Here is a 25600-nt window from a genome sequence, read left to right as displayed (position 1 = left end):
TATGTGGAAACTAAAAACGAAGTAAGAAGTATAATTTTAACTATCGATATTAATATTAGAAATAATTCTCTTTTTTTATTTATTTTAATTTGACTGTAATTTTGTCATTTGAAATCTCATTTTCAAACTCAAATTGATTTCTTTCATTGAACATAACATTTTCCTTTGTAAGAATATCAATAGGAAAATATATTTTATTTTCAGGTAGTTTCTTTTTAAGTAAGAGGTCTTTCATGATGCGAATAGATTCATAACCTTGATCAAAAGATTTTTGTGATATTAAAAAAGAAATGGAATTGTTTTTTAGACAATCAATATTCTGTGGTGTGTTGTCAAAACCTATCATTTGCACCCTTTTCAAATAAATATCTATCAAACAATCTACAATTGTAGATATTCTACTTGATGGGACAAATATTCCATTAATTGATTTGTGAAGTTTTAAATATGAATTTATCTTTTGACGGTTATCTTTTGAATCATTAAGATTTTCAATTTTAAGATTTAATGTTTCATTCTTAATATTATTTCTAATAAAATAGTCTTTAAAGCCTTCAATTCTTTTTGATATAGCATTGTTGTCAGTAATATTGTGCCTAGATTGGATTATTAAAAAAGTAGATTTCTCAGGTAAACATAAATGCATGAGCTTTCCTGCGATGTACCCAGCTGTATAGGAATCTTGACCAATGAAAATGGTATTTTTAAACCTTTCAATATCCACATTTAAAAACATATATTTGATTTTTAATTTGCGCAACTGATTGATGATTTGATTGGTTTCTTTGAAAAATAGCGGAACAAATATGATCCCTGAAGGGTTAGTTTTTAATAATTCTTTAAAAGAGTTTTTATAGGAGTTTGGATTATATTGGTCAAATTTAAAACAATTGACTTTAATGCCAAGATTTTTGATTTCCTCTATACCTTTTAAAATTCCTAAATAAGGAGATTTCCAGAATATGTCTGCATCACTGTATTCTGGAATCAATACAGCAATATTGTATTTGCTTTGCATGGCAAGCGCACTAGCAATGGGGTTTAAGTTAAAGTTATTGTCTTTAATGATTTTTTTAATTTTCTCTTCCGTTATTTTTGAAACTCCGCCTCTGTTATGTATAACCCTATCAACGGTTCCTTCAGATACATTAGCTTCTTTGGCGATATCTTTGATTCTTATCATTTTAAAATTATATAATATGGCTTCATTTTTTTACTCGACCTGTGAGTTATCTGAGCAATTTAAACATAAATTTCAATAAAATGTGTACGCACACTATTTTTTATTACATTTGCGTGTACGCACACGATTGTATATGAAAATGATATTATAAAATTTACAATTAATAAAAACAAATGAGTAAAATAGTCGTATTAACAGGAGCAGGAGGCGTATTGTGTAGTACGCTTGCAAAAGCATTAGCAAAACAAGGTCATAAAATAGCGGTCTTGGATTTGAAGTTTGAAGCGGCAGAAAAAGTAGCTGATGAAATTAAAAGAGAAGGAGGTGTCGCTATAGGTGTTATGGCAAATGTTTTAGAAAAGGGTTCTTTAGAAACAGCTAAGGCAGAAGTCAATGCCAAATTAGGAAGCTGTGATATTTTGATAAACGGTGCAGGAGGAAATCACCCTTTGGGAACCACTTCCAATCCACATTTGTTAGAAGAAGATTTAATGAATACAACCGAAGGGTTTAAAACATTTTTTGATTTAGATACCGAAGGGATAAAGTTTGTTTTTAACTTAAACTTTATAGGAACCTTATTACCAACTCAAATATTTGCAAAAGATATGGTTGGTAAAAAAGGATGCAGTATTTTAAATATTTCATCTATGAACGCCTTTACACCACTTACAAAAATACCAGCCTATAGTGGTGCAAAAGCAGCAGTTTCTAACTTTACACAATGGTTGGCAGTGCATTTTTCAAAAGTAGGTATTCGTGTGAACGCCTTAGCTCCAGGATTTTTCTTAACAGATCAAAACAGAACCTTATTAACTAATACAGATGGGAGTTTAACAAAAAGAGGGCAACAAATTATAGACCAAACACCTATGGGTCGTTACGGAGAACCAGAAGATTTAATAAGTACCACTTTGTATTTATGTGATGAAACGTCTTCTTTTGTAACAGGTGTTGTGATCCCAATTGATGGAGGCTTTTCTGCTTATAGTGGTGTTTAATTGAAATTTATAAATTATGGAACAAACATGGCGTTGGTACGGATCCAATGATCCCGTATCGTTATCAGACATAAAACAAGCAGGAGCAACAGGAGTAGTATCGGCATTACATCATATTCCAAACGGAACCGTTTGGACCATTGATGAAATAAAAAAAAGAAAAGAAACCATTGAAAGTGCAGGACTTACATGGAGCGTTGTAGAAAGTGTTCCAGTACACGAAAACATTAAAACACGTTCAGGAAATTTTAAGCAGTATATTGAAAATTATAAACAAAGCATTCAAAATTTAGCTGCTTGTGGTATTCACATTGTGTGTTATAATTTTATGCCTGTTTTAGACTGGACACGTACCGATTTAGCTTTTGAAGTGGAAGATGGCTCAAAAGCCTTGCGTTTTGATGTCACTGCTTTTGCTGCGTTTGAATTGTATTTATTACAAAGACCAGGCGCTAAAGACTCATATTCTAAAGAGTTACAAGCAGAAGCTAAGGCTTATGTTGATAAACTTACCGAAGAAGAAAAACAAAAACTTGTTAGAAATATCATAGCTGGTTTGCCAGGAGCTGAAGAAGGCTATACGTTAGAGCAATTTCAAACCATTTTAGATACTTATGCAGCTATTGATGCGCAGAAATTAAGAGAAAATTTGGCTTCGTTTTTAAAAGAGATTGTTCCTGTAGCATCACAAAATGGTGTTTTAATGTGCATTCATCCAGATGATCCGCCGTATCCTATTTTAGGATTACCAAGAGTTGTTAGTACCGAAGCCGATTATGCATATTTATTCGAGCAAGTTTCAGACAGATCAAACGGAATTACATTCTGTACGGGTTCTTTAGGAGTAAGAGCAGATAATAATCTGGTACAAATATTTAAACGCTTTGCAGATCGTGTTCATTTTATTCACTTAAGAAGTACTCAGAGTGATGAAAAAGGTAATTTTTACGAAGCCAATCATTTAGAAGGCGATGTTGATATGTATGGTGTGGTTAAAGAAATTGTTTTCGAAGAACGAAAAAGAAACGCTGCCGGCATGAAAGATAAATTAATACCCATGCGTCCAGACCATGGCCATCAAATGTTAGACGATTTACAAAAAAAAACAAATCCTGGCTATTCAGGTATCGGAAGACTTCGTGGTTTGGCTGAACTGAGAGGATTAGAATTAGGAATTTCAAAAAGTTTAGTATAAATGACACTAATAAAGTCAAAAACCTTTATTACCGATAATTTTTTATTGAACTCAGATGTCGCTGTAGAACTATATCACAACTACGCGAAAGATATGCCAATAATTGATTACCATAATCACTTGTCACCAAAACTCATTGCCGAAAACCAACCTGTAAAAAACATAACAGAAGCTTGGTTGAAAGGTGACCATTATAAATGGCGAGGTATGCGAGCCAATGGTGTTGATGAGAATTTTATAACAGGTTCAGCCTCTTTAAAAGACAGATTTTATAAATGGGCAGAAACCGTGCCTTATACTTTAAGAAATCCGCTGTTTCACTGGACCCAATTAGAATTGAAGCGTTATTTTGATATTGATGATATTCTTCAGCTAAGTACTGCCGATGCAATCTATGAAAAGGCAAATGCCATTTTAGAAAATAAAACACCTGCACAGTTATTAGAGCACATGAAGGTTGAAGTGGTTTGCACTACAGACGACCCAACAGAAGATTTACAATATCATAAAGCCATTGCAAAAGCAGGTTTTTTTACAAAGGTCTATCCAACGTTTAGAGCCGACGAATTGTTTTTTATAGGACAAGATAAGTTTTTACCTTATATAAACAAATTAGAAACGGTAGTAAAATTTGAAATAAAAACCTATTCAGATTTCTTAAAAGCTATTGATGACAGAATTCTTTATTTTAATGAAAACGGATGTCGTTTATCAGATTTTGGTGTTGGAGAAGCATTAGTTATTGAATATTTTACAGAAGATGAAGTTTCAACTATTTTCAATAAAAAATTAAAAGGAGAATCGCTTTCAACCTTAGAAATTAATAAATACAGATCTAGTCTTTTCATTCATCTTGGTAAAAAATATCACGAATATAATTGGGTACAGCAATACCATTTAGGCCCCATTAGAAATAACAACAGCCGATTAGTAGAACAAATAGGGTTAGATGCAGGTTGCGATTCTATAGGCGATTTTCCTATGGCAGAATTTATGTCTCAACTTTTTAACACGCTTAATGCAACAGATCAACTTGCAAAAACAATTACCTATAATTTAAATCCCTCGCAGAATGAAATCTTCGTGACAATGATGGGAAACTTTCAAGCTGGAGGCACACCAGGTAAAATGCAGTGGGGTTCTGGCTGGTGGTTCTTGGATCAGAAAGACGGTATAGAAAAACAATTAAATGCTATGTCAAATATGGGATTATTGAGTAGATTTATTGGAATGCTTACAGATAGTCGTAGTTTTTTATCTTTTCCAAGACATGAATATTTTAGACGCATTTTGTGTAATTTATTAGCAGAAGATATTAAGAAAGGATTAGTACCTAATGATATTGAGTTTTTGGGTAACATGGTTCAGGATATCTGTTATAACAATGCAAAAAATTATTTCAATTTCAATTGAATTAAAATAAACTTAAAATTATGAATGAACCAAAAAAAATGGGAACATATAGATACAGGATATTAGCGCTTTTAGCTTTTGCAACGACCATAAACTATTTCGATAGGAGTTTAATGGGAATTATGTCTCCAGAATTAATTGAGTGGTTTGATTGGACTAAACAAGATTATTCCTTTATAATAGGTTCTTTCCAATTGGCATACATGTTTGGTTTATTAATAATGGGAGGACTAATAGATAAATTAGGAACTAAAAAAGGATATGTTCTTTCAATTGGAATCTGGAGTCTATTTGGTATGCTGCATGCAGCTGTGGGCAAAGGATTCAGTTTTATAGGATTTATAGGTGCCCGTTTTGGTTTAGGAGTTGGTGAGGCAGGTAATTTTCCAGCAGCTATCAAAACAACAGCAGAATGGTTTCCTAAAAAGGACCGTGCCTTTGCTACGGGTATTTTTAATGCAGCAACAAGTTTAGGTGCTATTGCAGCTCCATTTGTAATTGGAGGAATTGTTTACTGGACTGGAGGTGAAAGGGGTTCAGGAGATTTAAAGTTATGGCAAATACCGTTTTTAATCACAGGATTGTTAAGTGCGATATGGGTTTTTTTATGGTTACGCACTTATAAAAAACCAGAGGCTCATCCAAAAGTTTCTAAAGAAGAGCTAGCCTATATATTAAGTGATTCCGAAGTAGAAAGTGAAGATCGGTTACCTTGGAAAAGTGTTTTAAATAAACGTCAAACATGGGCTTTTTCGCTAGCAAAAGTGACCGATGCCGTTTGGTGGTTTTATTTATTTTGGGGAGCCATATTTTTAGCTGAAAACCATGGTGTGAAAATCAAAGAAATGGGTATGCCTTTTTTAGTGATTTATCTTTTAGCTGATAGCGGAAGCATATTAGGAGGATGGCTTTCTGGTGCATTTATGAAAAGAGGCTGGTCCATTAACAAATCACGTAAATTAACCTTGTTAATTTGTGCTATTATTATTTTGCCAGTTTGTTTTGTTGCTTTTACCGAAAGTAAATGGGTAGCAGTATGTTTAATAGGTCTAGGAGCAGCAGGGCATCAAGCTTGGTCTGCTAATATTTTTACTTTAGTTTCGGATATTTTTCCAAAGAAGGCAACCGCTTCTGTAGTTGGTATAGGCGGTATGGTTGGTGGTTTTGCTGGATTTGTAAGCAGTTTAGCTTTAGGCTCAGTACTAGATACTACCCAAAAAGCAGGTTTCTTTTGGGCATTCCTCATTGCAGGTTCCAGTTATTTAATCATCCTTGGTCTGGTACATTTATTAATGCCAAAAATGATCCCATTAGACGAAAATTTAAAACCAATAAAAAAGTAATTAATTTAAAAGCTGAATAATAGGACAATAAAATGAGTAGAGTAGTCACATTTGGAGAAATCATGTTGAGGTTAGCACCACAAGGATTTTTAAGATTTTCACAAGCAGATAATTTTGATGTAGTGTATGGAGGTGGAGAATCCAATGTAGCGGTATCCTTAGCAAATTATGGTATTTCGGTTGATTTTGTAACACGATTACCAAAAAATGATATAGGAGAGTGCGCTATGATGGAGATGCGTAAACGAGGAGTAGGTGTAGACAAAATAGTTTGGGGCGGTGATCGTTTAGGGATTTACTTTTTAGAAACAGGAGCAGTTAGCAGAGGTAGTAAGGTAGTATATGACAGAGCTCATTCAGCTATGGCCGATATACGGCTAGGAATGGTGAATTGGGAAGAAGTTTTTAAAGGCGTAGAATGGTTCCATTGGACGGGCATCACACCAGCGATATCACAAAGTTCTGCAGACGTATGTTTAGAGGCAGTTAAAACAGCCAACAAAATGGGCATTACTATTTCAACCGATTTAAATTACAGAGCCAAGCTTTGGAAATATTGTGATACAGCAAAGCGAGTGGAAATTATGACAGAGTTGACATCATACTGTGATGTTGTTTTAGGGAATGAAGAAGATGCAGAAATGCACTTTGGTATCAAACCAGAAGGATTAGCTGTTCAAACACATGGACACGATGTAAAGGCAGAAGCGTTTTTGTCTGTTTGTCAACAAATGATGGCAAAATTTCCAAGAGCCAAAAAGGTAATAACAACCCTTAGAGGCTCTATATCAGCATCACACAACACTTGGGCAGGGGTTTTATATGATGGCAAAAGGATGTTGGAAACTCGTCAGTATCAAATCACAGACATTGTAGACAGAGTTGGAGGAGGCGATAGTTTTATGGGAGGATTAATTTATGGCTTATTAACTTATCCTGACAATGATCAAAACGCTTTAGACTTTGCAGTTGCAGCATCGTGTTTAAAACACACTATAAAAGGAGATGCCAACTTAGTCACAATAGATGAAGTAACCAAACTAATGGGCGGTGATGCTTCTGGTAGAGTTGCAAGATAACATAACAAAAAGAGTTAAAATAAAATGGCACAATTCACAAGAATAGAAGTGGCACAAGCCATGAAAGAAACAGGAATGATTCCGTTATTCTTTCATAGTGATATAGAATTAAGTAAAAACATCCTTAAAGCCTGTTATGATGGTGGGGCTCGTTTAATGGAGTTCACGGCACGAGGCGATTTCGCTCATGAGGTTTTTGGAGAATTAACCAAATATGCTATAAAAGAATTACCAGGTATGATTATGGGAGTAGGCTCTGTGACAGATGCAGCCGCTGCCTCTTTGTATATGGCATTAGGAGCAAACTTTATAGTAACACCAGTATTAAGAGAAGATATCGCCATTGTATGTAACCGTAGAAAAGTACTATGGTCATCAGGGTGCGGAACTTTAACAGAGATAGCAAAAGCAGAAGAATTAGGATGTGAGATAGTCAAGTTATTTCCAGGAGATATTTATGGGCCACAATTTGTAAAAGGTATCAAAGGCCCACAACCATGGACTAGTGTGATGCCAACCGGAGGTGTATCACCAACAGAAGCGAACCTAAAAGGATGGTTTGATGCCGGAGTAACCTGTGTGGGCATGGGCTCTCAATTGATTTCGAAAGAAATTATTACTAACAGGGATTACACTAAACTGAAAGAGGATGTTAAAAAAGTCCATGACATTATTAAAGAAGTAAGAAATTTAAATTATAAACCATTGCAATAAAACGTAAATGGAAAGGCTGAAAAAATGACAAAAGTTGTTTTAGAGATATTTTTTATCAGGAGTAATCTTATTTAAAAGAGTTTAAAATTACATAAACAGGCAAATGATGGATGGATATTTCAAATCTTTAAGTTTATTGTTTTTCGATATAAAATATAGTCAATTAATCTTGTTATTGGTTTGTTATGTTCAAAATTGTTAAAAGTTCCTGAAGAACCAAAAGGTTTTTCTTCAGAAACAATTCTATTGTCATTCATTTGTTTTCTTAGTGAAATAACTCGTTGAGTAGTCGGTTCAGAATTAAAATCACCCATATGGTCTAAATGAGTATTAAAAACCCAAAAGTTTTTTAATCCTAAAACAAAGAGTAAGTGCGTATTTTGTTTAATGTAGCATCCCTTCCTTTTGAAATGGTATCGGGTGTTTCAGAGAGTCAAAACGTATTTGTTTCTTTAAGAATAAGCCGACCTTTTTTATAATAGATATCAGATTCTTTTTCTTTGCCAACACCATCTCTGTCTTTTCCAACATAATTATATTGTGGCAGAGCTGTTTCAATATCAACAACTTGATTTGGTTTTGCCTCTTGAATGCCAAAAACATTGGGTTTATAAAATTGTATTTGAGAGTTAAAAAATTATTTTTAAAATGGCTAAGCATTTTCTCCATCTAAAGCTAAATATAAACGGATATTGTAGGTCATAACCTTTAGTGTTTGTGTATTAGAAATTAGTCATATCTATAAAAAACAAGAAAAATATACTATGCGCTATATGAATAGCTTGTCTCATGAAGTTTATACTAAAAAAATCATTTACCTTAATGATAAGTATGACAATTTAAGAAGTTTTTTTATTTATTGGTAATAAATCATTCATCATTAATTGGCTTTTACAATTTTTAAAGTGCCCTCTTTTTCAGTCGTAGTTATGGTAATGCTAAGGACACCTTTATAAAGTATTTTATAGTCTGTAAGCAACTTATCATTCCAGTAAACTTGGTAATTGTTTTGTGGATTCATGCATGCAATAACAGAAAACGAACTGTTTTCATCATCAAATATCTTTAATGTTGCAAAAAAAGAGCTTTTGTCTTCGTTAAATTTTTTGTCTTGTATCCAAATATTAAAACCAGTGGTAAATGAACCTATAGCGTAATAAGCATTAAACCATGATAGGACAGGGTTAGACAACCCGCTAAATTGATGCCATCCGGCACCTCTGCCCGTTTCAATCACAAAATGCTCAAAGCAATTATAGGTGTTCTCTACCTCTCTTTTCCAAACGTCAAGGGCTTTACTGGCTATTTTAAAGGCGAAATCTGCCTCACCCAAGTCAAGCATGGTTTTCCAGAAAAACCATTGATGGGGCATCCAAACGGTGCCATTCCAGTAACCGTCTTTAGCGTAATAAGGGGCAGACTGATCCACAGCTGATAGACCTACATCTGACCACAATTCGCCTTTAGTTTTTAAATGATTTAACAGAATGTTTTTTTGTTCAGGGGTGCAAATGCCAGAAATCAATGGAGACGCTCCATCCATACCTTTATTAAAATTAATAGTGTCGTTGTATTTTAAGATTTGTATTGGCTCTCCTTTTTCATTGTGTTCAACATATCCAAAATAACCTGATTTTTCGTCCCAGGAATCATCTTGCAATGCTTTGCCCAATTGTTGAATATCATTATTGTACTCAATGATATCGTCTTTTAAATTGAGATAGGTAGCCGTCATTTGTAAAATTTTGGCGATTCGTATTTGGTGTGCAGTATTAACAACTGGAGTCACGCTTTGCTCGAGTTTGCTTTGATGTACAAAACGTTGAGGAGGATAGTCATCCCAACCGCCAGAATTGTAAAAATAATCCCAAGTGCGTATCAATCCCGATTCTAGGTTTCTGGTTGTTGACCCAGAAATGCGACCAGCCAAAAATTCGTAGTATCGTTTTAATTTAGGATAGTAATTTTCTAAAAACTCTTTGGACTGTGTTTTGTTCCAAAGTTCCTGATATAAATAATGTTGAACTGGCAATGGGGTGCCATGGTGGATAAAAGCTGATTGTTCATCGGTTTCATTAAGATATGCATTAAGGTTTTCTATGCCTCGTTGAATATTGAGTTGACTTAGACCAATACCAATAAATCCAGCATCCCAAGTATATAAGCAGTCCCACCAGCGTCCAGGGGCATGATGTTTTATGTATTGACGTTGTGTGTAAACAGGATAAACAATATCTGTAATAGTATTGGCTTCCATACGCTTTTGGCTAAATAGATATTTTTCTCCTGCAGGAACAATTTCCTTGTTTACAAGATTCTCTCTAGCCTTATTATAAACTAGTTCAAAACTGCCTTTTTTTACATTTTTCAATCGGTATTCAACGTTCTTCAAACTACCGGAGCAAATTAATCCATAAATATTTAAAGAAGAATTAGGTTTCATGTTTATAGGTCTTAAAAAAGCGTTGGTGTAATGCCCTTTGGTACCATCATAAAACGTACTTTTTGTATGACCGTTTACTTCTTTCCTAAAGCCATCTCCTAAATTTTTGTAAAACCATTCCCTTATCTCAAAATCTGGATAATCCCAATAAAGCCCATAATAGTTATCAATGTTTTTATATTTGAGTATTATTGAGTTTTTTAAGGGGCTATTTAATACTTCAGGAATATAGTCCCAGGCTACAGATTCTATTTTGATAGAGTCTATTTCATTTTTATTTATTATTACAAAACCATCTAAAATAATGGGCGCATTTCCTTTTGATACTATAGATAAATGATGATTACCAGTTTTAAGCTGGTTTAATCTGATTTGTTTTATTGAAAAATCCGCGTCACCATTTAATACTATTTTTTCATTGCTTAAACCAGAAAGCTGAAGTGTGGTAGAAAAATCTTTTTCCATTTTATAACGTATCAATAAAACAGCATCTTCCAATCTTTCTGTTACGTTAAATTCATATTCAATCTGGTCGCCAATTTGATTTCCAAATCCGTTTCCTATGCCAGAACCGTTCACCAACCCATGATCTCTAATCTCACCTCTTAATTTTCCATCATATACCAAATGATCAGTAGGGGCAGGTTTGGCAAATTTTATTTTAGTATAATTCAAGGCATCAATCCAATGGGTATTTTCTGGTAACTGTATCGTACTGTATTCTAAAGGTGTATCGGGATCATATTCCTTTATAGATGGGAAATTAATGGATGCCATCATGTGCAAGACAATACTTTGGGGTAGGTTAGTATTATTAACACAATTAATACGGATAAGTCTGGAATTTTCATCCCACTCAGAATACGAGATATCTGTATAAACTTGATCTTTCCATTCCAATTCGTGTCTAAATGAAAAGTATTCAAGATTTGGAGAGGCTTCCCAAGGGTGAAAACCTGATTCGTATAATGCACTGGGTAGTTCAACCTTTCTTCTGTAAAAACCCGGAAAAACACTTAAGTCAAACCGGATTCCTTTTTTTATATCAGGGATATTTGAAACCCCAATATACTTTTTTGTATATGGTCCCCAATTTGGTAAATTTAGGTCGTGTTTGTACTTTAAAGAATTATAATAACTAGTATCTGTTACAGATTGAGAAAACGTTTCAATGGAAATAATTATTAAAAGAAAAAAAAGGGGAATATGATTTTTCATTAGTGAATTAACTCTGTATTTAACGTGTTGCTATTTTAATATTAAGGTTTGATTTATACTTTGTGGATTTATAAAAACACCTAAAGTTTTATCCTTTTCGTTCCAAAATACCCCATCTTTATTATTGGTGCTCTTTTCATGTGAGCTCAATAACTTCAACTTTTTGTTATTCAATCTTAGTTTTTTTATACCATCTGTACCATGAAAATAGATTTGATAACTTCGGTTTGAAATGGCATCGTCATAAGTTCCTTCAGAAGGGTAAATGGTGAGTTTATTACCAAGCTCCTGATAGATTATTTTAGTAGTTCTTTTTTCATTTTTAGTTCTGAATTTCTCTGTAACCCCATCATCTTCATACAGTGTAAATTCTCCGTCTTTTCCGACATAAACATGAATAATTAGTATGGAAGGATCTAGTGTAAAGGTGCTTTGTGCATAGGGGTATTCTGGAATAATTGCACCTTGTTTTATAAATATGGGTGTTTCGTCAATTTTTGATTGGTGTTTAATTACTTGACCACCTGCTACCAAGTTATCCGTCCAATAGTCATACCAATCTTGACCAGAAGGCAACCAGATTTCTGAAGTCATATCATTTTCAGAACAAATAGGTGCTATTAACAACTCATTTCCCCACATATATTGCAAATCATATTTCCAAGCTTCGGGTTGACTTTGATAATCTATTACCATACTTCTGGCCATAGGCATACCAGTAGCATAAGCGTTATAGGCTTGGGTGTAAATATAGGGCATCATTTGATATCTCATTTTGCCATATTTAAGTGCAGCAGCTTGACAGGTTTTATCCCTGTCCAATGGCCATCTTTGGTTTTTACCGGGACCATGTGGCCTCCAAATGGGGGTTAAGCTACCAAATCCCATAGCCCATTGAACATAAAGATTATCGTCAGGTCCAGGTTGGCGAAACCCTCCTGCGTCGTGATTGAAATAAGGAAATCCACCTAATCCAGAGTTCAACATAGCTCTAATACTATATTTCATAAATTCACATGTTGAAGGGATATCTCCCGACCAATATGACGCATATCTTTGGGCTCCAGCAGCAGTACTTCTTACCCATACAAATGGTCTTTTGGACTCTCCTATTCCTTCAGGTATATTGTTATTTTCATTATCCCAACCTTCTCCCACAATACCTTTGGCTATTAAAAAAGGGTAATAGTTTTCGTTTTCGGCCCAACTTCTTCCATTGGCGCAAATCACAGAATCATTGAGCTCATATAAATCATCGGTTTCATCTATCCAAAGCGCATCACCTGGATAATTTAGTTCAGGATTAAATGATTTGTCCCAGAACATTTTCCATATCCAATTCCGCATGTTGGGATTGGTATAATCAGGAGCGCTGTTAGGATATTTTACAACACCTTCGGTTTGAGGTAGGTTGTATTCTGGTTTCCATCCTTCGCAGTCAGCAATAGTGTTGCGATTGAGATCCAAGGTCATGGTTACGTTATTGTCTTTACACCATTGGTTATATGCCTTGGGGTTAGGATATCGGATTGAGTCCCATTCAAACCATGAGCCGGCCCAGGCTCCTGAACCTGCACGCCATCGGTTATCATTTACTATATGGTCAAACGGGAATCCTGCTTTGCGATGCTCTTTAATTTTATTTGTCCACCAGTCCATACCATCATTTTCAGGGTCTCCTTTATCAGAAAGTTGTAGCCCAAACATAGAAAGTTGCGGTAATCTTGGACGACCAGTGAGCTGTGTATAATTATTTATAATAGTTTTAAATTCTGGACCATAGATGAAAAAATAATCCATTTGTCCGTTAAACCCTTTTGTGTCAATACTGAATCCGTAAGTGTTGTTTTTTCCAAAATTGAAACTGTGGTGGAAGGTGCTATTTAAAAAAATCCCATACCCTTTATTGGAAAGATAAAAGGGTACTGTAAGCACAGCTTGTGCACTCCAATCATTCCGGCCTTCTCCATAATTGGAACTTACTATTTTCCCCTTTAAATCAATAGATTCAACCATTCCGTACGCTTGATGTCCTAATCCACAAAAATGCTCAGTAGTGTCTACAGAAAAATTATTGCTTATTTTCTGATTTTCCCAAACAATTCCTTTATTTTCTTCCAATAAAGGGGAAACACTATCCTGTGAAAGTATTTTATATCGCATTGGATTTTTTTCAAGTACAATATGCATCTCTTTTTTTTGTCCAACAGTAATTTCAAAAGCATCTGTTTTATCTTCAATAGTGTATGTCCCTGAGAGTGTATGGTCTACTACGGTTTCGTAGTGATTTTTTGGAAAGAAGTCTTCACCTTTTTTAATCCATTGTACTCTGATGATATTTTCAGAGTAAAATTGGAATCTTAATTTATTATCTGAATCTGATTCAAATATTAATTCATGCTCATTTTGATTATAAGTTTTGAAATTTCCGCTTTGGCCTTTGGCTTGAAAGCAAACCATTATAAATAATGTCCAAAGAAATACAGGTTTTAATACAATCATGGGTTTTATTTAAATTATTATAGATGCTTATTCTTATCAAAAAGAATTTAAAGCTTTATAAGTTTAGTTGTTTTTTGATTTCCTGAACTACTTAAAGTTTTTAAAAAATAAATATTTGAACTTAAATCGGATATATTATATTCTTGATTCAAACCAAATTTACCATTAAATTCTTTTACTAGTTTTCCAGTAATATCATAAATTTTCAATGAATGGATTGCAATATCAGTTTTGAAAGTACTTGTTACTGGATTAGGGAAAATAAATAACGTATTGTTAAAATTAAAACTTTTATTGCTTAAAGTAATTGCATAAGTGTATTCTGTAGCTGGTTTCCAATAAATATTGGCATTTGCAGACCCATTCCAATCATCAGCCAAGTAAATAGAATAACCCGTAATATTGGTATTGTTTAATGTAATATTAAACGTTTCAGCCTCATCATTTATGGAGACTGTCATGGTATTTTCGGTATCCAATGTGAATTTGAACTTGTAATCTGCATATGAAGTTGAACCGACAATTGCTGAAGCATCTATAGCACCTCCAGCAGAAACAATTTCCCAAGGCATAAAAACACCTCCAACTCTATTTAAATTTACTTGTACAGCATAGTTGTTGATTCTATCTGCCCATGAAACTTTTGAAGAGGGACTTGAAAGTAGCGCTAAACCAATTTGAACCCAAGCACGCGTAGCAGAAACGGTAATTGTAAAACTATCTCCCACGGCCATTGTGGAAGGTATTCCAGTTGTTGTGCCGTCTTCAGTAAAAGATCTCCAAGCAACGGATTGCTTTGCTGTACCACCGCCATTTGCCCACATACCAAAGTTGTCAGTGCCATCATTAAATTTTCCGCCACCGGCCGAAAAAAAAGTGTCATAATTAGCAACACGTTGCGGATAGGTAACCTTTGTTTGGGCATTTAAAATAAATGCAGTCATTAAAAATAATAACAGGTAAATTTTTTTCATTGTTTTAAAGTTTAGTTAATAATTAATCGTTTAGAAACAGAAGTAGAATTATTAGTTTTAATATTTACAATGTATATACCTTGGGATATACTAGAAATGTTGAATTCGTGATACTTTTGAAAACCTCCTTTAAATTTTAAAATTAGTTTTCCTGTAATATCATATATAGAAACTGTATCAACAGGTTTGTTTATTTGAAATGAGCTCGTTGTTGGGTTAGGATACAAATTAAAATCATTTGCAAATACCACATCATTATTGCTTAATGTAGAAGATTGATTTCCATATATCTTAAACGCTCCAGCACTAAGATTAATTGGACTAGCTGTATTGGTTACATTAATTGAAGTATTTCCTGTCTCATCTATTAAATCATACCAGGTTCCTGTATAAGGAAAATCGGGTGTTACATTTTGGGCTGTTACATCAAAATTTGCCAAAATGACCACATTTTTTAAATTGGGTAAAGCATTGTTCCATATATAGATTTTTGGAGTGAGTGTACTTGTGGTAATTGAATAATCTCCTTCAAACACATCTTCATTGATTTTCAAATCGATCATTCGTGACCAATCACTATATATCTGGCTTCTTATGGGATCTCCCAACCAATTATCTCCCCATTGCGGCTGCGGTTTTGTTGCTAACTTACAATCACCATTGCTACCACTGGAATCATTTACTGATCCATCTGTACAAGTAAAGATAGAATTTTCCATACCAAGTTCAGCAAAATGCCATAACATTTTTGGACCAGGAATAGGTATTGTTATGGCTCCCAAAGCAGGCATTCTTGTTAATGCCGTATTTAAATCTTTAACGTTATGAGATACATTTGCACTGTTCCCATAAGTTATATTTTTATACATTAAACGTTCTTCATCATGACTCTCGGCATAGCCCATAACACGGTTTCCTGTAAATCCTGCATGCGCTTTATATCCCATTCTACCAATATTGGAATTAGACGAAAATCCCATTGTCAATTGGTTATATTGATCTGTCATTTTTGCCCACATCATTACCCCTTTGCCTTCATTGAACCTGTAATTGGCCCATTCCTTCTCTTCGGTGTCAGAGCCTAAGTGTTCAAAAATGGCATAATGGGTAGGGTCCAAGCTCCAAGAATAATCTACATATTCTTTTAAGATATCCACACGATCTTGTTGGTATGAACCAGTACAGTTAGTGTCACTTGCCGAACAGTTTTGGGTAAATCCTTTAGTTAAGTCCCATCTAAATCCATCAATTTTAAAATCCTCGATCCAATGCTTTACGACGCGTTTTACGTAATCTTTAGTTCTGGGATTGGAATGGTTAAAATCAGAACCAACATTATAGGCATGCTTTGCCACCGTGTTAAAATAAGGATTTTCTGAGGTTGGACTTCCAAAGCCATTACCGTCAGGATCGTCCATCCACATGCGTACCATGGGGTTTCTGCCAAAGGCATGGTTTAAAGCAATGTCCAAAATTACAGCAATGCCATTTTGATGGTAAATGTCTATGAGTTCTCTAAATTTATCCTCTGTTCCATAAAATTTATCTAAAGCCATGTGAAATGCTGTATTATAGCCCCAACTTTCATTACCCTCAAACTCCATGACAGGCATGAGCTCTATGGCATTAATGTTTAAGTTTTTGAAATAATCAACTTTGTCAATGAGATCTTGAAAATTTCTATCGGCATCAAAATCCCTTACTAAAACTTCATAAACGATTAAATCTTCTTTTTTGGGTTTGGCAAAATTGGTTACTTGCCAGTTATAAGGTGTTTGTGCGGTTTGTAAAACCGATACCTCGAACTTATTTCCAGTATTTGGATAAGCAGGCAAGTTAGGATAAGAGGTTGTGGGAATTCCAGAATCGTCATATGAACTTAACACTAACGTTGAATAGGGATCTGCTACTTTTACTAAAGTTGGTGAGCCTGCTAATGGGGTTTTGTCGATTACCCAATATTGGTAGGTTTCCAATTGTCCAGGTATAAGTCCTGTTAATTTGACCCAAAATTTATTGTTTCTTGTAGGATCTATCTTCATGGCATAACTACTGTCTGGTTGCCAATTATTAAAACTACCAGCAACATAAACAAAATCCTTACCTGTGGCATATAATACCAAAATAGCTTCGGTATCATTTAAATAGGTAATTCCGTCTTGATATGTTGTTGGCATAACACTATAAACTTTTCCAGGGTCTGTAATAGTACTGAAGGTTTTTGTTTTAGTAACACCGTTCAAGGTAACTTCAAGTGCATAATTTTGGTTTTGAGTAATATTATTATGAGTATATGAATATGAAGATATATTATTTTGGGTATCAATTGTAAAACCATTTGCCTTTAATACATAATTGGCATTTCCACCGGAATTTGAAGCAGATATGTTTAAATTATCTCCTGTATTTAATATTGTTGATGAACTTGCTGGTGCTGTTAAAGACACTTGAAATAGCCCTACATCAACTAAGATGTCCTGTGACTTTTTATCTCCGGTTCCATTTTTGGCTTTAATAAGAAACCCTATTCTGCCAATTCCTGTTCTGCCATAAAATGTTGTAGGCACAAAAGAAATGGTATAAGTATCCGTTCCCGCATTATAGGTCAAACGACTGGCTTCATTGGAATTGTCCCACGTTCCCCTAAAAGGCGAGCCTTGGGAATTTTCTAAATTTAAGTCCCAGGACCAGGCCCAAATATATAGAGCATTGTCTGCAACTCCCCATGTTGCTTCATTTATAGAGTTCCCATTAAAGGTTATGGTGATATTATCCGTCTCTTCAAATGGTAATGGGGAAACTGAATAAGTGGCGGTTTGCTGTTGTCCAAAACTAATTGCAGAAATTAAATAGATGTATATGTGTATTATTTTTTTCATAACTATTTATCAAAAAGGACTGTTCAATATAATGAGCAGCCCTTTTCATGTTTAAATTAAAATATTTTACGCTTAATTTATTGGGCCATTTTATAGCTGCCATTTACTAAATCAAGAAGGATTCTAGTGTTTGCACCCGCTGTAACAGCAATATTATCACCACCGGCATCTAGAGTCCCATCGGCCCCCGTGTCGCCAAAATTAATATCCCAAGCATCATTTACACGGAACTTCATTTCTCCATCAACTAGAGGTACTAATTCAGCAATCCAAATTCCTTCGTTTACTTGAGTGAATCTAAAATCTGGCCCATTCCATCCATTAGGAGTCGCAGAGCCTACAAGGCCCCATACGTTTCCAGCTTCAAGGGTATAAGCGTTGTTGTTGAGATCTAAAGTGATATTGTAATAACCAGCAGTAACAACAATATTGTCACCTCCAGCTTCTAAAGTACCATCTGCTCCAGTATCACCAAAGTTGACATCCCATGCATTATTCATTCTAAATTTTATTTCACCATCTATTAACTGCACACCAACTTTAAAGGTGTCTGTTGTGTAATCATAATAAAATCTAGCATCTGGCCCGTTCCATCCATTAAGCGTAGCAGAACCTACAAGTCCCCATGAGAACACTTCTTTAGTATAAGTGGCATCATTGGTATTAAAGGTTATTTTATACGTGCCTGCAGTAACGGGAATATTGGCTCCTCCAGCGTCTAATGTGCCATCATTACCATTATCTCCAAAATTGCTGTCCCAAGCATTGTTCTCTCTAAATTTAATTTCACCATCAATCAACGTAACGTAAGTTACAAGAACTCCAGGAGTGCCTGTTGTATAAAATACGGCATCAGGGTATGAGCCTCCCCAACCAGCATATCCAGAGCCTTTAACACCCCAAGTTGATTTTTCAAGACCGCCACCACCTCCGGTACTTTCTTCCGGCAAGAATAGGGTTAAAGTCTGTGCTACGGAATAAACTGGCAATGCATCAATACCAATAGTTGCTTTTAATCTGAAAAAAACGTTCCCTCTATCAGGTTTTTCAGGACTGTTAGGGTCATTATCAAGGCCAATTGCATCAGCAATAGATAATAATTCTCCTATTGTTACAGCTATTTCATTTCCATTGGGTTCCTTAGGAAATTTTACAGCATCAGAAAAATCACCAATAATAGACCATTCAAGTTCGTATTTTACTAAAGCTGGAGCTCCATAATCTGCATCTTTCCAAGTGAAACGTTCACCCAAGTTATTAGTAGCTGCTGGGATTAGTACATATTCTTCTAAAAAAGAATTTGAAAAGCTTAAGCTTTGCGGTTCTTGTGCTGTAAACACAAAATCATTATTTGTATCACATGAATATAAGCCAACAATGGCTATAAGCAATATTCCTAAGTTTTTTATATTTTTCATTATTTCTAGTTTAGTTTTTAACTTGTTAAAATCCTGGGTTTTGAGTTAAATTAGGATTAGCCAATAAAGCTGTTGATGGAATTGGAAATAATTTATAACTGTCTGGAATTGAAGTCCCATTTGCCACACCACCTTTCCATGGCCATAAGTAATTGCCTCCCGTGAATTTGCCAAAACGAATTAAATCTGTTCTTCGGTGTCCCTCTAAATTTAATTCTCTGGCACGTTCATCTAAAATAAAGTCTAAAGTTAAATTAGATTGGGTTATTGAAGTTGCATGAGAGCGTGTTCTCACATCATTTACATATTGGACCGCTGTATTCATATCTGCACCAGCAGCGCCTCTTATAGCACATTCTGCATACATTAAATAAGCATCTGCCAATCTATACAGAGGGAAATCTGTACTGGAAAAATATGAAATAAGCGATTCTCCCACAAATTTTGTGTTTCTAAATTTAATGGAAGGATAACCATCTGTCCACTTTTTATAGTCTGCCATTTCATATTCATGACCTTCAGTCCAAAATAATTTGGATCTGTCATCTGTTGAAGTTTCTAGATCTCCATATAACCCATACCAAGTTTTAATGGCCCTGTGACCTCCCCAACCTGCAGTAGTGCCAAATTGGGCCAATGGGATGGTTTCAGCTCTTAAGCAACCGTTTACAAGGTAAGTAGTATTACCATAACTCTGACTTACTTGGGAATCTGCAATCAATGGGAAAATTATTTCATTTGCAGCACTTGTGGCATCATTATCAGCAGAAAAAAGACTGACAAAATCAGAGGCCAGTGAATATGGGCCAGCTATAACTTTATTAATATAGGTTACGGCATCATTATATCTGGGCGTACCGGTAAAGACTTCAGCGTTTAAATATAAATTGGACAATAACATTTCGGCAGCTCCTTTAGTGGCCCTTCCATAAGTATTGGTAGCAGGCAATAGGGGTTCTATTTCCAACAATTCTGCCTCAACAAAAGCAAATAGCTCTTGTCTGGAAGCCTCAGGTAGCGGATCTGTTTGACCATAATTTACTTCTGTTGCCAATACGCCTTTTCCAAAAACATTAATGGCATAATAATACGCCAATGCCCTTATAAATCTAACCTCTGAGGTGGTTGCCTCTTTGTTTTCAATATCTACATTTGGTAGGATAGATAAAAGGTTATTGCATTGAGGAATTGTAAAGTAAATTCTATTATACAAATATCTAAAGAACTTATTTTGATCTGTCCAATCTGTTGTTGTTGTCAATTGGTCTAAACCATTATCTCCCCAACGATTTTTCATGCCATCAGCGGTTAAATCCTCTAGATTTATAAGCCCTCTTAAAAAGGGGGATTCCCCGGCATCATCACTGATGTCTGAACTTTTAGGGCCGTCTGCACCAGATAACGCAAAAGTGGAGTAAAGTCTTGCTAAAATGCCTTCTACGGCATTAGGGTCACGAGCCAAAAGCTCTTCTAACGATAGTTCTACTTTGGGTTTAGTGTCTAATTCATCAGTACATCCTGTTACTGATAAGAGAACCAAGAAACCAAATAGAAATTTTAAAATGCTATTTTTCATAGTTTATATTTTTAACAATTAATAGAGTCATTATTTTTTTAAAAGTCAAGATTTATACCTAGGTTATATACTGTGGGACGTGGATAAAAATTAGTGTCAATACCATTAAAGTTCTCAGGATCCTGACCACTATATTTAGTGATGATAAAAGGATTATTGACACCTGCGTATATTTTAAGGGTGGTATTTTTAATGACATCTTTTAAGGTATGGCCTAAAGTGATGTTTTCACACCTCATGAAAGAAGCATTCTCAATGTAATAATCTGAAAACTGAACAGGGTCAACAATACTAGGAAATCCTGAATAGGCTTCACCGGCGTAAAAGTCCAAAACATTGTTTATAGAGCTTCCGTCTTGGGCCAACGCATTAATTGGAAACCCATGTGTAAGTTTTCTTGCGTTATAGATTTCTCCATCTAATTGTCCTCTGAAACTAGAACTTAAGTCCCATTTTTTGTAATTAAAAGTAACCCCAAAACCAAAGGTCCAGTTAGGCTGAATAGCTCTATAATATCTGTCTTCATCTGTAATTCTTCCATCATTATTTCGATCTACAAAAGCACCGTAAATAGGTTTTCCAGAAGTATCATATACTTGCTTAAGCACCCAAGCAGAACCCGCTTCTTCTCCAAGGGCATGAGCAAAAATAAAGTTCCCAGTACCTGTAGGTAGTCTGGCACCAGTTGTAATATGGTCCGCACCATATAAATCTTTAACTTCAGTAATATTATAAGATAAGTTGCCGTTTAATGATAAAGTTACTTTATCATTTTGTATAGGTTTCAAATCTAAATTTAATTCAAACCCTTTACTGTCTGTAGCTCCAACATTTTGAATTAAACGGTCACTTAAAGCTTGTCCCGGTGGCACATTGGTTAAAACCAATAAATCGGTAGTTTCTCTTTTAAAGATATCAAATGAACCAGAAAGAACGCTATTTTTGAAGAAGTCAAAATCAACCCCTAAGTTATAAGTAGTTGTTTTTTCCCAAGTTAAATCAGGATTGAACTCTTTTGCATTATACAATGTGATGCCCTGAATATATTGGCTCTCAGGTGAACCAATTTCAAATAACGGTATTGAAGGGAAAAATCCAACGGAACCAGAAATATCTTGTTGTCCAGTTTCTCCCCAGCCAAAGCGTATTTTAAAATCATTTACAAAATTAACATCTTTTAAAAAGGACTCTTCCTTAACTTTCCAGGCCAATGCTGCCGCAGGGAAATAGCCCCAGCGGTTTTCTTTGGTGAAGAATGAAGAACCATCAGCCCTAAAGGATAGGGTAACCAGATATTTATTGCCTAAATTGATGTTTGATCTACCAAAGAATGATTGAAGGTTTAAAAGGCTATAATATCTATTATTAGGATTTTCATCATCTATGTTAGGTATTCTTACTCCTGTAACGGGATCGTTTTTATATTGGTCTTTATTACCGTCTTTTTTAAAGTTTTGATAAGAATAGCCTCCTTGAATATCAAAGGAATTTAAAAATCTAGAATCAAATTCTTTTCTATATACTAAATAAGATTCCCAAGTGGTATTGGTTTTGGTTTGTCTTTCAGCATAACTTTTCCCTGGATTAAAAATATAAGTACCTGTCGGTACATTTGGGTCAGGCACCAATGTGTAAGTAGCAATGGCGTTTTCGGCAAAAGTCTCATTAATGGTTGCTTTTGAAGCTTCAAGCCCAACATTAGTAACGGCTCTTAACTCAGGTAAAAAATGGAACTGATAATCAAGTTCAAGATTAGCAAGTAAACTATTTACTTTATGGGGTCTATCCCTTTGTTGTAGCAAAGCTAATGGATTGCTTGCCCCAATTCTTTGATTAGGATTTAAAGGATCATTAGCGGGACGTACTTTACTATAAAAACCACCGAATATTGAATTTTCATCGTATATGGGTTTGGTAGGATCCATAGAAACCGCGCCGCCTAGAGCTCCTCCTTCATCAACGGCGTTTTTATCAACCATACTTCCCTTGGCATTAAGGTCGATTTTTAAATGATCACTAAAAAGTTTAGGTGATAACCTTAAGGCGGCAGTGACTCTTTCGTAGTCACTCTTTTTTACAACACCTTCTGTGTTATTGTATCCTACAGAAGCTCTTATAGGTATTTTATTCAAAATATTAGCCCTTGCACTAAACGTGTAATCTTTACTTATGGCTGTTCTATAAATAACATCTTGCCAATCTGTGTTATAAATGGCTCTATCTCCATCTGGAGTACTTATAATTTGACTGACAGGCTCGTTAGTGATTACTGAACCAATTGGAACACCAAGTACTCCTATGTCATCAGGGAAAAATTCTTGAGCAAATCTAACAAATGATTTGCTGTCCATGACTTGAATTTGGTCACTGCTGCTCACATTGTTGAATGATGTTCTAGCTGAAAAATTAAACTGAACATCTTTACCAGAGGTCCCTTTTTTAGTAGTAATGATAAGGACTCCGTTAGAAGCACGAGAACCATAAATAGCCGTTGCTGAGGCATCTTTTAAAACCGTGAAGCTTTCAATGTCATTTGGATTTATCAAAGACAAAGGGTTGCTAACACCAGCTATTCCTTCATTGTCTACAGGAACTCCGTCAATCACTATAAGAGGACTACTGTTTGCGGTAAGTGAAGCGCCACCACGAATACGAATATTAGGGGATGCATCAGGTTGACCACCAGCGTTTGTAATCCTTACACCGGCAATTTTACCTTGAAGTAGTTGATCAGGAGAAGTAATAGCCCCTTTGTTAAAATCTTTTGAACTGATAACATCCACTGAACCTGTTAAATCTTCTTTTTTAACGCTACCATAACCAATAACAACCACTTCGTCTAATTGGGCTGCGTTTTCAACAAGTTGTACATTTAAAGTTGTTTGACCTGAATAAGTAATTTCTATAGGATTATAACCTACATAAGAGAATACAATAATTTCTCCATTTTTTAAGTTGATTTGATATGCACCATCAAAATCTGTTGCCGTTCCAGTTGCAGTGCCTTTGATTATAACATTAACACCTGGGAGTGGTATTGATGTTGATTGTTCTGTTACTGTTCCTTTCACCGTTGTTTGCCCAAAAGAACATATTGGGACAAAAAACAATAAAACCAGCAAGCTAGTAATAGTTGTTTTCATAAAAAGTTTTTAAGTTAAAGTATTACGTTTAGTTTGTTATATTTTCACTTCTCGGGTTAAATACAGGATAAACATAATGTAAAATTTTAAAAATAATTTCTGACAATCAAGGTGTAAACGTTTACATGTTAACAACTTTTGTAAAAATTTTAATGTAAACGTTTACATGTTAACAACTTTTTTTACTTGAATAGATTAGGGGAAAAGTGCTAAATTAGCTCAAACTAAAAAGACTACTAAAATGTAAGTTTACATTAACATTTTTATAAATATTGTATGAAACAAAAAGTAACTCTCAAACAAATGGCAAAAGAACTAGATGTATCCATAGCAACAGTTTCCCGTGCTTTAAGAAATTGTAAGGAAATTGCAGAAGAAACACGCCATAAAATTCAAGCCTTTGCAAAGTTTTATAATTATAAGCCTAACAATATAGCTCTTAGCTTAAAAAACAGGAAAACTAAAACGATTGGGATTCTTATACCTGAAATTGTACATCATTTTTTTTCAACGGTTATTAGGGGTATTGAAATTGTTGCTAATCAACGTGGTTATAATGTTATCATTGGATTGTCAAATGAATCCTTTAGTAAAGAAGTAATTAATATGGAAATGCTTGCTAATGGAAGTATTGATGGATTTATTTTGTCAATTTCTAAAGAAACCTTGTTACAACAAGATTATCACCATATTAAGGAAACTATAAGACTAGGGATTCCAGTAGTTATGTTTGACAGAGTTGTGAATGAGATTAACTGTGATAAAGTCATTGTTGATAGTTTGATTGGCTCTGTTAAAGCTGTCAATAAATTGATATCATCTGGCTGTAAAAATATTGCTCTTATAACCACTATGGATCATGTAAGTGTTGGTAAGCTAAGAACACAAGGATATTTGAAGGCCTTGCAAGATAATCAAATAAATCCTAAGGCAAGTTTGATTTTAAGATTAGAAGATAACTTGTCTTTAGAAGAACAATTCGAAGTATTAGAAAAAGAAATAGAACAACTCTTTAAAAGAAATGATAAAATTGATGGAATTTTTGGGGTTAATGAAATTTATGCCATTGCTGCCATGAAAGTAGCCAGAAAATTAAATTTGAATGTTCCAGAAGATATTCAAATTATTGGGTTTACTGATGGTGTTTTATCAAAACACGCAAACCCAGGTTTAACTACGGTAAGTCAACATGGACAAAGAATGGGAGAACAAGCAGCTAATTTGCTGATAGATAGATTAGAACTTGATGATAATGAAGGAGGTGTAGAAGATGTTGATTTTGAAAGAGATATGAAATTTGAAACGGTAATTATAGAAACCGAATTAATTGAAAGAAACTCAACCAAATAAAAATATTTATTAGGACAAATAGAATTATTTTATATCTTTGAATCATTCAAAACTTATATTTTCACTTCTCTAAATTAAGTTTTGATAAGTTTTATGCTTATCAAATAGTAATAATTTAATTTACTATTTATGGAAAAGCGTAGGTTAAGTTTCTGGGAAATCTGGAACA

Annotated in this window: 16 protein-coding genes; 7 read left to right on the top strand and 9 right to left on the bottom strand. The window is 34.6% G+C overall.

Annotation, left to right across the window (positions count from 1 at the left end; all coding sequences use genetic code 11):
• Positions 1-79: 79 nt before the first annotated feature.
• Positions 80-1183 carry a substrate-binding domain-containing protein gene (locus tag V8G69_RS00080; RefSeq protein ID WP_394879611.1) on the bottom strand — a complete coding sequence of 368 codons (1104 nt, stop codon included), beginning with the start codon at positions 1181-1183 and terminating at the stop codon, positions 80-82.
• 173 nt (positions 1184-1356) lie between these two features.
• On the opposite strand from V8G69_RS00080, the gene V8G69_RS00075 reads away from it, so the two are divergent.
• The 6 genes from V8G69_RS00075 to V8G69_RS00050 are packed head-to-tail and all read left to right on the top strand — an operon-like array spanning position 1357 to position 7928.
• On the top strand, positions 1357-2184 hold the full coding sequence (locus tag V8G69_RS00075) for an SDR family oxidoreductase (RefSeq protein WP_394879610.1): 828 nt from the start codon (positions 1357-1359) through the stop codon (positions 2182-2184).
• Between the two features lie 16 nt (positions 2185-2200).
• A complete protein-coding gene (gene uxuA, locus V8G69_RS00070; RefSeq protein WP_394879608.1) occupies positions 2201-3379 on the top strand; it encodes a mannonate dehydratase in 1179 nt (392 codons plus the stop codon).
• Positions 3380-4792 (top strand): glucuronate isomerase, encoded by a 1413-nt coding sequence (gene uxaC / locus V8G69_RS00065; RefSeq protein WP_394879606.1) that lies wholly within the window; start codon positions 3380-3382, stop codon positions 4790-4792.
• Positions 4793-4812: 20 nt separating this feature from the next.
• Entirely contained in the window at positions 4813-6135 is a 1323-nt protein-coding gene (locus tag V8G69_RS00060) for an MFS transporter (protein WP_394879605.1), read from the top strand.
• Between the two features lie 32 nt (positions 6136-6167).
• Positions 6168-7214: a PfkB family carbohydrate kinase gene (locus tag V8G69_RS00055; protein WP_394879603.1), complete on the top strand. Its 1047-nt coding sequence runs from the start codon at positions 6168-6170 to the stop codon at positions 7212-7214.
• Between the two features lie 24 nt (positions 7215-7238).
• Positions 7239-7928, top strand: coding sequence for a bifunctional 4-hydroxy-2-oxoglutarate aldolase/2-dehydro-3-deoxy-phosphogluconate aldolase (locus V8G69_RS00050; RefSeq protein WP_394879602.1), 690 nt, complete (start codon positions 7239-7241; stop codon positions 7926-7928).
• 119 nt (positions 7929-8047) lie between these two features.
• On the opposite strand, the gene V8G69_RS00045 is transcribed toward V8G69_RS00050, so the two are convergent.
• The 8 genes from V8G69_RS00045 to V8G69_RS00010 all read right to left on the bottom strand — a co-directional run bounded on the left by V8G69_RS00045 (position 8048) and on the right by V8G69_RS00010 (position 24081).
• Positions 8048-8242, bottom strand: a complete 195-nt coding sequence (locus V8G69_RS00045; RefSeq protein ID WP_394879601.1) for a hypothetical protein — start codon at positions 8240-8242, stop codon at positions 8048-8050.
• A gap of 566 nt (positions 8243-8808) precedes the next feature.
• Entirely contained in the window at positions 8809-11589 is a 2781-nt protein-coding gene (locus V8G69_RS00040; RefSeq protein ID WP_394879600.1) for a hypothetical protein, read from the bottom strand.
• Between the two features lie 30 nt (positions 11590-11619).
• A complete protein-coding gene (locus V8G69_RS00035) occupies positions 11620-14091 on the bottom strand; it encodes a TIM-barrel domain-containing protein (RefSeq protein ID WP_394879599.1) in 2472 nt (823 codons plus the stop codon).
• A gap of 47 nt (positions 14092-14138) precedes the next feature.
• On the bottom strand, positions 14139-15065 hold the full coding sequence (locus V8G69_RS00030) for a T9SS type A sorting domain-containing protein (RefSeq protein WP_394879597.1): 927 nt from the start codon (positions 15063-15065) through the stop codon (positions 14139-14141).
• Positions 15066-15076: 11 nt separating this feature from the next.
• Entirely contained in the window at positions 15077-17944 is a 2868-nt protein-coding gene (locus tag V8G69_RS00025) for an alpha-amylase family glycosyl hydrolase (protein WP_394879596.1), read from the bottom strand.
• 77 nt (positions 17945-18021) lie between these two features.
• Positions 18022-19362, bottom strand: a complete 1341-nt coding sequence (locus V8G69_RS00020; protein WP_394879594.1) for a SusE domain-containing protein — start codon at positions 19360-19362, stop codon at positions 18022-18024.
• A 25-nt stretch (positions 19363-19387) separates the two neighbouring features.
• The gene (locus V8G69_RS00015; RefSeq protein ID WP_394879593.1) at positions 19388-20938 is read right to left on the bottom strand and encodes a RagB/SusD family nutrient uptake outer membrane protein; all 1551 of its coding nucleotides are present in this window, start codon (positions 20936-20938) and stop codon (positions 19388-19390) included.
• Positions 20939-20976: 38 nt separating this feature from the next.
• A complete protein-coding gene (locus tag V8G69_RS00010) occupies positions 20977-24081 on the bottom strand; it encodes a SusC/RagA family TonB-linked outer membrane protein (RefSeq protein ID WP_394879592.1) in 3105 nt (1034 codons plus the stop codon).
• 276 nt (positions 24082-24357) lie between these two features.
• Here V8G69_RS00010 and V8G69_RS00005 point away from each other — a divergent pair, with 276 nt between their 5' ends.
• Complete coding sequence (locus V8G69_RS00005; RefSeq protein WP_394879591.1) at positions 24358-25431, top strand: LacI family DNA-binding transcriptional regulator; 1074 nt, start codon at positions 24358-24360, stop codon at positions 25429-25431.
• The last annotated feature ends 169 nt before the right edge of the window (positions 25432-25600 follow it).

This window comes from Gaetbulibacter sp. M235, assembly GCF_043876835.1.
Classification (GTDB): domain Bacteria; phylum Bacteroidota; class Bacteroidia; order Flavobacteriales; family Flavobacteriaceae; genus Yeosuana.
This window is presented reverse-complemented; position numbering and strand designations above follow the sequence as displayed.

What these genes read in the sequence shown, in the direction of transcription:
- V8G69_RS00060 (WP_394879605.1), top strand. Translation starts at nt 4,813, where the DNA reads ATGAATGAACCAAAAAAAATGGGAACATATAGATACAGGATATTAGCG.
- V8G69_RS00035 (WP_394879599.1), bottom strand. Translation starts at nt 14,091, where the DNA reads ATGATTGTATTAAAACCTGTATTTCTTTGGACATTATTTATAATGGTT.
- V8G69_RS00030 (WP_394879597.1), bottom strand. Translation starts at nt 15,065, where the DNA reads ATGAAAAAAATTTACCTGTTATTATTTTTAATGACTGCATTTATTTTA.
- V8G69_RS00075 (WP_394879610.1), top strand. Translation starts at nt 1,357, where the DNA reads ATGAGTAAAATAGTCGTATTAACAGGAGCAGGAGGCGTATTGTGTAGT.
- uxaC (WP_394879606.1), top strand. Translation starts at nt 3,380, where the DNA reads ATGACACTAATAAAGTCAAAAACCTTTATTACCGATAATTTTTTATTG.
- V8G69_RS00005 (WP_394879591.1), top strand. Translation starts at nt 24,358, where the DNA reads ATGAAACAAAAAGTAACTCTCAAACAAATGGCAAAAGAACTAGATGTA.
- V8G69_RS00080 (WP_394879611.1), bottom strand. Translation starts at nt 1,183, where the DNA reads ATGATAAGAATCAAAGATATCGCCAAAGAAGCTAATGTATCTGAAGGA.
- V8G69_RS00025 (WP_394879596.1), bottom strand. Translation starts at nt 17,944, where the DNA reads ATGAAAAAAATAATACACATATACATCTATTTAATTTCTGCAATTAGT.
- V8G69_RS00010 (WP_394879592.1), bottom strand. Translation starts at nt 24,081, where the DNA reads ATGAAAACAACTATTACTAGCTTGCTGGTTTTATTGTTTTTTGTCCCA.
- V8G69_RS00045 (WP_394879601.1), bottom strand. Translation starts at nt 8,242, where the DNA reads ATGGGTGATTTTAATTCTGAACCGACTACTCAACGAGTTATTTCACTA.
- V8G69_RS00040 (WP_394879600.1), bottom strand. Translation starts at nt 11,589, where the DNA reads ATGAAAAATCATATTCCCCTTTTTTTTCTTTTAATAATTATTTCCATT.
- V8G69_RS00055 (WP_394879603.1), top strand. Translation starts at nt 6,168, where the DNA reads ATGAGTAGAGTAGTCACATTTGGAGAAATCATGTTGAGGTTAGCACCA.
- V8G69_RS00015 (WP_394879593.1), bottom strand. Translation starts at nt 20,938, where the DNA reads ATGAAAAATAGCATTTTAAAATTTCTATTTGGTTTCTTGGTTCTCTTA.
- uxuA (WP_394879608.1), top strand. Translation starts at nt 2,201, where the DNA reads ATGGAACAAACATGGCGTTGGTACGGATCCAATGATCCCGTATCGTTA.
- V8G69_RS00050 (WP_394879602.1), top strand. Translation starts at nt 7,239, where the DNA reads ATGGCACAATTCACAAGAATAGAAGTGGCACAAGCCATGAAAGAAACA.
- V8G69_RS00020 (WP_394879594.1), bottom strand. Translation starts at nt 19,362, where the DNA reads ATGAAAAATATAAAAAACTTAGGAATATTGCTTATAGCCATTGTTGGC.